The organism is Sporosarcina ureae DSM 2281 (assembly GCF_000425545.1).
Classification (GTDB): Bacteria; Bacillota; Bacilli; order Bacillales_A; family Planococcaceae; genus Sporosarcina; species Sporosarcina ureae.
Window position 1 is genome coordinate 24,924 of sequence record NZ_AUDQ01000025.1, and the last position, 6,394, is coordinate 31,317.

The window sequence follows — 6,394 nt, forward strand, 5'->3', positions numbered from 1 at the left end:
TCGATCGATTACTTGTTCATGTAAGATTTAATTTCTTCTTCAGACATAGAAGAATCGCATTTAACGTTTACTGTGTCTCCATTTGTGTAGATGAAACCAGGTACTGTTGGAATGTCGTACTCATTACGGAAAGCAGAAACACCTTTCATGTCAGCGTTTTCAATACTGTTAACGTAATAGATGTGGGCATTCGTTTCTTTGGCTACTTTGTTAAGTTTCTCAACGAAGATTTGGCAGTAAGGACATACGGATTTACCGACATAGATTACAGCCTCGCCGTTCCCTTTTACGAGTTCGTCTGCTCTTGCTGAATCAATTTTATCAAAACTAGCTATATTTTCTTCATAACTCATTTATGATCAATCTCCTTTCTTTGTTATTAGTAGTATACCGCATTGTGTAGCGACTCAAACAAATCTGCTTATGGGTTCACGTCCACATACCTTTTCAAAGAACTTTTTACACTATCTAATCAAAATATTAAAATTTTATTTAAATAAAGGTTTAACTTTAAATTATTTCCCTCTATTTTAACAAAATAAAAAAGGCAGCAAGTTTCTACTACCTTTTCAATCTTGATTAATGACCTAAATAAGCTTTCTTAATCGTATCATCTTGCAATAATTCTTTAGCAGTACCAGAAGCAACTACTTTCCCATTTTCAAGTACATAACCATGATCTGCTACTTTTAAGGCTTGTCGCGCATTTTGTTCAACAAGTAATACAGTCGTACCCGCTTCATTAATCTCTTTAATAATTTTAAATATATCTGCAACGATTATCGGTGCTAGACCCATTGAAGGTTCATCTAGTAAAAGAAGCTTTGGCCTAGACATAATCACTCTGGCAATCGCTAACATTTGTTGTTGTCCACCTGAAAGTGTACCACCGTATTGCTCTTTTCTTTCTCTCAGAATTGGAAAGCGATCCATCACCTTTTCAATATCCGCGTCAACTTCTGAATCACTTCGGTGATATGCACCCATTTCCAAGTTTTCTAAAACAGTCATTGTTGCCAAAATACCTCGACCTTCTGGAACAAGTGCTAAACCATTTCTTAAAAGCTGGTCTGGTCGACGGCCTGTAACATCTATCCCCAAATAATGGATTGTACCTTCTTTAGGTTTTAACAGCCCAGCGATGGTATTCATCATCGTCGTCTTGCCAGCACCATTGGCACCTAAAATCGTTACGATTGTCCCTTCTTCTACAGCTATATCTATACTTTTTAACGCTTGAATTTTACCATAAAAGGTACTGATGTTATCTAGTTTAAGCAAGCTCATCTTCCTCCTCAACCCCGAGGTAGGCTTCAATTACTTCTTTATTGTTTTGAATACTGCTCGGTGTACCTTCTGCAATTTTTTTACCAAAGTTCAAAACAATAATTCTACTACAAACACGCATTACTAGTGGCATATCATGTTCGATCAGTAGCACTGTAATATTTAACGTTTGGATTTTTTTAATTAAATTAAATAAATCATTCGTTTCTTTTTCATTCATCCCAGCTGCTGGTTCATCAAGTAGAATTAACTTTGGTCTACTCGCTAATGCTCTTGCGATTTCTAATCTTCGCTGTGCACCGTATGAAAGGTTTTTTGCAATTGTTTCCTTGTCATTCGCTAAGCCAACAACTTCTAGTATCTCATCTGAAGTCGCCAATACTCTAGCTTCTTCTGCCTTTTGAGCTTTCGTACGTAAAACACTTTGCATTACATTCGTTTTTAGTCGGCAATGATTACCTACCATAACGTTTTCGCGTACTGTTAAGTCAGAAAACAGACGGATATTTTGAAATGTACGACAGATACCTTTTTCTGTAATTTGATGTGGCTTCAGATTTGAAAGTGGATTACCGACAAACGATATAACACCAGAACTAGGAGGATACATAGCTGTAATCATATTAAACATCGTCGTTTTTCCAGCACCATTAGGCCCAATTAAACCAAGAATCTCGCCTTCTTCCACTGAAAATGAGACATCGGTTAAAGCTTGGATACCACCAAAGTTTTTACTGATCTTCTTTATTTCCAGTACCATGCTTTTTCTCCCCTCTCTTCTTAGGCATCAATCGTTTAAATCGGTTCATCATATTCACATCGATAATTCCTTGTGGACGGAACGCCATCATAAGAACAAGAAGTGCACCATAAATCATAAATCGATACTCGTTGATAAAACGTAAGAATTCTGGCATTGCAGATAAGAACACAGCTCCGAATATGGATCCCCAGATCACTTCGCTTCCTCCAAAAATAGAGAATATCAATATTTCTACTGCTCTGTGATAATCAAAGTCTGATGGGCTAATGTACGCCATTAAATGGGCATATAATGCGCCTGCAAATCCTGCTAACATTGCCCCTTGACCGAATGCTAACACTTTGTAATACGTAATATTAATACCCATTGCTTCTGATGCTTCTTCATCCATTTTAATAGCGGAGAAAGCACGTCCAATTCTAGAATTATTTTGTCTCACGAAGAACCAAATGACTGAAATCGTTATAATGAGTAAGACAAAAAAGACAGCTAAACTTATGAATTGGTTATTTTTCAACCCAAACATATCAGGTTCTATTCCCATACTTTTACTTAAATTAAATATTTCCCTTCCAAGATGTGGAATGCCTGATAAGCCAATTGCACCATTTGTTAAACCATCCCAGTTAATGAAAAGGACTCGAACGACTTCACCAAATCCAAGTGTTGCAATAGCCAGATAAACACCTTGTAATCTTAAAGCTGGTATACCAATTAATGTCCCAACAATCCCTGTAACGATCGCAGCTATAATGACACCGAGTACAAGTGGCATATTATAATTAAGCGTTAGAATAGCTGTTGTGTACGCGCCTATACTCATAAAACCTGCGTGACCCAGTGATAATTGTCCCGTTCCAAGCGTTATGTATATACTAACAGCCAAAATAATATTGATTAAAATAAAAGAACTAACTTGTAGATAATACGGGTTTATTAATTCGCCTAACATCTAATCAACCCTTTCTTCCAGTTGTAGCTGTTCCAAAGATTCCTTGTGGTCGTACGATTAAAATAACAATGATTGCAATAAACGCAACAGCATCACGATAACCTGAATCTCCATATGCTACGATAAATGTTTCAGCCATCCCTAAAATCAAGCCACCTACCATGGCCCCCCTTACATTACCTAAACCACCTAAAATAATAATAGCTAATCCTTTAAGTCCGAAAGATAAACCCATTTGGGGGTTAACAGAGTTGAAAGCTATTCCAACTAAAATCCCAGCGATTCCGCCCATTGCCGATGCAATAATAACGGTTTGCGTTATCGTTCTCTTCGTATTTACACCGAGAAGACTTGCTACTGCCAAGTTTTCTGCACTTGCACGTAATGCTTTTCCTGCCTTTGTTTTAGATAACCAAAAAGTAAGTCCAAACATAAGTAAAATAGCAATAACGAAAATAATAATTTGAACATAATAAACAGTTGTTGATCCTAAAACGAATTTTAATTCTGAAAGTGATGTCCGAAATGGTTGGTTGCCTGAACCAAAAAAGTGATGTGCGACGTTCTCAAGAAAAATAGAAACACCGATTGTACTTATTAAAGGCGCAAGATGTGAGACACCTTCTTTTCCTCGTAATGGTCTTAGCGCAAATGTTTCCAGAAAATAGCCTAAAATTCCTGTCACTACAATAGCAACAACAAATGCAATATATAATGGCCAACCTAATATATTCGTGACGACGACGCCCATAAATGCTCCGAACATAAAGATTTCCCCGTGCCCCATATTCACTACGTTTAATACACCAAATACGAGCGTGTAACCTAGCGCAACAATGACATAGATACTCCCTAATGTTAAACCATTTATTAATTGTTCAATTAGCAATAGTCCTCCTCCTTCTTCATTTTCGACTTATATAATCAATCTTATTTTTCGTAAGTCATTTAGGAAAACAATAAGGCTGGGAAACCCCAGCCCCTATCCTTAAAAATTATTCAAATACTACGTATTCGTCATCTTCAATAATTAAAACAGTTGGCTCCATAATAATGTCGCCTTCTTCATCAAATGACATATTTCCTAGAACACCTTCAAAATCTTTAATTTCAGCAAGTGCATCACGAATCGCATCACGATCTGCTTCACCAGCATTTTTAATTGCTTCAGCCATTACATAAAAACCATCATATGCTTGTGCTGCGAACTGGTCTGGCTCCATACCGTAAGCCGCTTCATAATCTTCAACAAACTTTTTAACTTTCTCGTCGTCTTTCTTAGCGAACCAAGGAGTTGCAACGATTAAACCATTTGCAGCATCACCAGCAATTTTAATGACTTCCGGTGAGTTAAAACCATTACCGCCAACAAATGGTACGTCAATTCCCATTTTGCGGGCTTGATCAAGAATTACTGCACCTTCATTATAAAGAGCAGAAGCTAAAACTAAATCTGGGTTAAGGCTCTTAATTTTTGTTAATTGGGCTTTATAATCAGATTGTCCTAACTGGAAAGTTTCTGTTGTTAGAACTTCTAAATCTAAATCTTCAGCAACTTGCTTCATCGTGTCATATCCTGCTTTTGTGAATACATCATCATTTCCGTATAAAATAGCAACTTTTTTCGCGCCATATTTATCAATAGCTTTTTGCACAGATGCAGGAATTGCTAATGTCTCAGGAATCGAGTTTCTAAATACATATTCTCCAAGTTGTGGAATACCTTCAGCTGTGTTTGATGTACCTAGAATCGGAACACCGTTTAAATCTGCTTCTGGTCCAACAATTTGCATTTCAGTACTTAAAGTAGGTCCAATAATTGCATCTACATTTTCTGAGTTCATTAATTTTTGCGCAACTGATAATGCTTCTTCTTGTTTACCAGCAGAGTCTTCAATCTTCAACTCGATGTCGACTTCTCCTAGTTCAGTAATTTCTTTGTGTGCAAGATTGATTCCGTTTGTAATCGCTTCACCATAACTAGCACCTGAACCAGTTAAGTATGAAATAACGCCTACTTTTGCTTTTACAACATCATCAGAATCTGCACTTTCAGTATCATCTGTTGATGAGTTTCCACATGCGGCTAACATTACTAATGTGAAAGCCATTAAAACTGTAAACAAGAGTTTACTTCTTTTACTCATTCTACCCAGCCCCCTATTTGATTGAAATTTCAATCACTGAGAATTACACAACTCCCAATAATTTCTTAGTTATACCATTTGGCATTTTCATTTGTCACAACCCTGGTAATCTTATGACTCATCGAATATGAGCTTCTGTTTTTACGTGACAAAATAGTGATATAACTAATATTTTGATTATACCTTATTATTAATAGTATAGGTATAATATTTGCAATGTTTAAAACTATCAATCACATTATAAATATTCATTTCTTAATTGCAGATAATGTAAAACATTTTATAAACTGGATTTATCCATTTATGATTATCTTCGCAGCGAGTTGTTACGGTACACTCTCTACTATTATTAATCTCGCTATATAAGATGATTTCACTTTTGCAGGGCAGTGACTACTCAGTAATTTACTAGTTTATATGTTTGTTCTTTTCATATTTAATATTGTCCTACTTATTATTGTACGTCGAAAAGCAAACAAAAAGACCTAATTAAATTAGGTCTCTTCAAATTTCTTATGCCACAACCACACAATAGAAAGATGCAGGAAAACTAATCGTTCACGCTTCCAATCCGTCTTTAGGCACTGAGCAAATTCTCGCTGTCACTACCCGTGGTAAACTGATCATCAGTGTATCAACAAGTGGCTCAAGTCCTTCATTGGTCAAAAAGATCCGTGACGAAATTGCGGAAACCTATGGTGAACGATATGAGGAGTATCTGGATTTCCTTGCTGAAGTTAGAAATTATGTGAAGCAATACGTAGCTGATCGTACAGGCCCAGAGCATGTCTGAAAGAAGCTATCAAGCCTATTTATCTCCATAATACAGAAGAGCGTCAAATGTTTCTGAACGAACTACAGCAAACCTTTCCTTCAAAACAGCTTATTAGTTAAAAAAGATCCCTAATTCATTTGCGAATTGGGCTAACCTAAATTTTTGAGACAATATAAAACACCTTCGAAGTGGTATACTTGTAAAAAGTACTTACAACGGAGGTGTTTTTGCGTGGGCAAAAACGTATATTCAAGCGAAGTAAAATGGGCAGTTGTCAAAGATAAATTGAGTGGGGAATTAACAACTAAAGAAATTATGGAGAAGCACGGAGTCAAAAATAAATCCCAGATTGAAACCTGGATGAGATGGTATCGTGCAAATGAAATATATCGTTTTGATCAACCGATAGGTAAACAATATACCTTCGGTCATGGGCCAGAACTTTCGAGTGAAGCGGACAAGAAAGAACG

At 36.5% G+C, this 6,394-nt stretch carries 8 protein-coding genes; 2 read left to right on the plus strand and 6 right to left on the minus strand.

Going from position 1 to position 6,394, the window contains the following annotated elements; genetic code table 11:
* Positions 1–8: 8 nt before the first annotated feature.
* The 6 genes from H605_RS0115875 to H605_RS0115900 all read right to left on the minus strand — a co-directional run bounded on the left by H605_RS0115875 (position 9) and on the right by H605_RS0115900 (position 5,149).
* Positions 9–353: a DUF6568 family protein gene (locus tag H605_RS0115875; protein WP_037562270.1), complete on the minus strand. Its 345-nt coding sequence runs from the start codon at positions 351–353 to the stop codon at positions 9–11.
* Between the two features lie 226 nt (positions 354–579).
* Positions 580–1,281 (minus strand): ABC transporter ATP-binding protein, encoded by a 702-nt coding sequence (locus H605_RS0115880; protein ID WP_029055112.1) that lies wholly within the window; start codon positions 1,279–1,281, stop codon positions 580–582.
* On the minus strand, positions 1,274–2,047 hold the full coding sequence (locus tag H605_RS0115885) for an ABC transporter ATP-binding protein (protein ID WP_029055113.1): 774 nt from the start codon (positions 2,045–2,047) through the stop codon (positions 1,274–1,276). Before H605_RS0115885 ends, H605_RS0115880 begins: the two co-directional genes overlap by 8 nt.
* Entirely contained in the window at positions 2,019–3,002 is a 984-nt protein-coding gene (locus H605_RS0115890) for a branched-chain amino acid ABC transporter permease (protein WP_029055114.1), read from the minus strand. The genes H605_RS0115885 and H605_RS0115890 overlap by 29 nt, the downstream gene beginning before the upstream one ends.
* A 4-nt stretch (positions 3,003–3,006) precedes the next feature.
* Entirely contained in the window at positions 3,007–3,891 is an 885-nt protein-coding gene (locus tag H605_RS0115895) for a branched-chain amino acid ABC transporter permease (protein WP_029055115.1), read from the minus strand.
* A gap of 106 nt (positions 3,892–3,997) precedes the next feature.
* Positions 3,998–5,149: an ABC transporter substrate-binding protein gene (locus H605_RS0115900; protein ID WP_029055116.1), complete on the minus strand. Its 1,152-nt coding sequence runs from the start codon at positions 5,147–5,149 to the stop codon at positions 3,998–4,000.
* A 658-nt stretch (positions 5,150–5,807) separates the two neighbouring features.
* On the opposite strand from H605_RS0115900, the gene H605_RS19635 reads away from it, so the two are divergent.
* Positions 5,808–5,942, plus strand: a complete 135-nt coding sequence (locus H605_RS19635; protein WP_257788258.1) for a hypothetical protein — start codon at positions 5,808–5,810, stop codon at positions 5,940–5,942.
* Positions 5,943–6,155: 213 nt separating this feature from the next.
* Positions 6,156–6,394 (plus strand): IS3 family transposase (locus tag H605_RS0115910; RefSeq protein WP_029055117.1); only part of this gene is annotated, 239 nt, incomplete at its 3' end.

Coding starts and splice junctions, on each gene's coding strand:
- H605_RS0115885 (WP_029055113.1), bottom strand. CDS start 2,047: ATGGTACTGGAAATAAAGAAGATCAGTAAAAACTTTGGTGGTATCCAA.
- H605_RS0115875 (WP_037562270.1), bottom strand. CDS start 353: ATGAGTTATGAAGAAAATATAGCTAGTTTTGATAAAATTGATTCAGCA.
- H605_RS0115890 (WP_029055114.1), bottom strand. CDS start 3,002: ATGTTAGGCGAATTAATAAACCCGTATTATCTACAAGTTAGTTCTTTT.
- H605_RS0115900 (WP_029055116.1), bottom strand. CDS start 5,149: ATGAGTAAAAGAAGTAAACTCTTGTTTACAGTTTTAATGGCTTTCACA.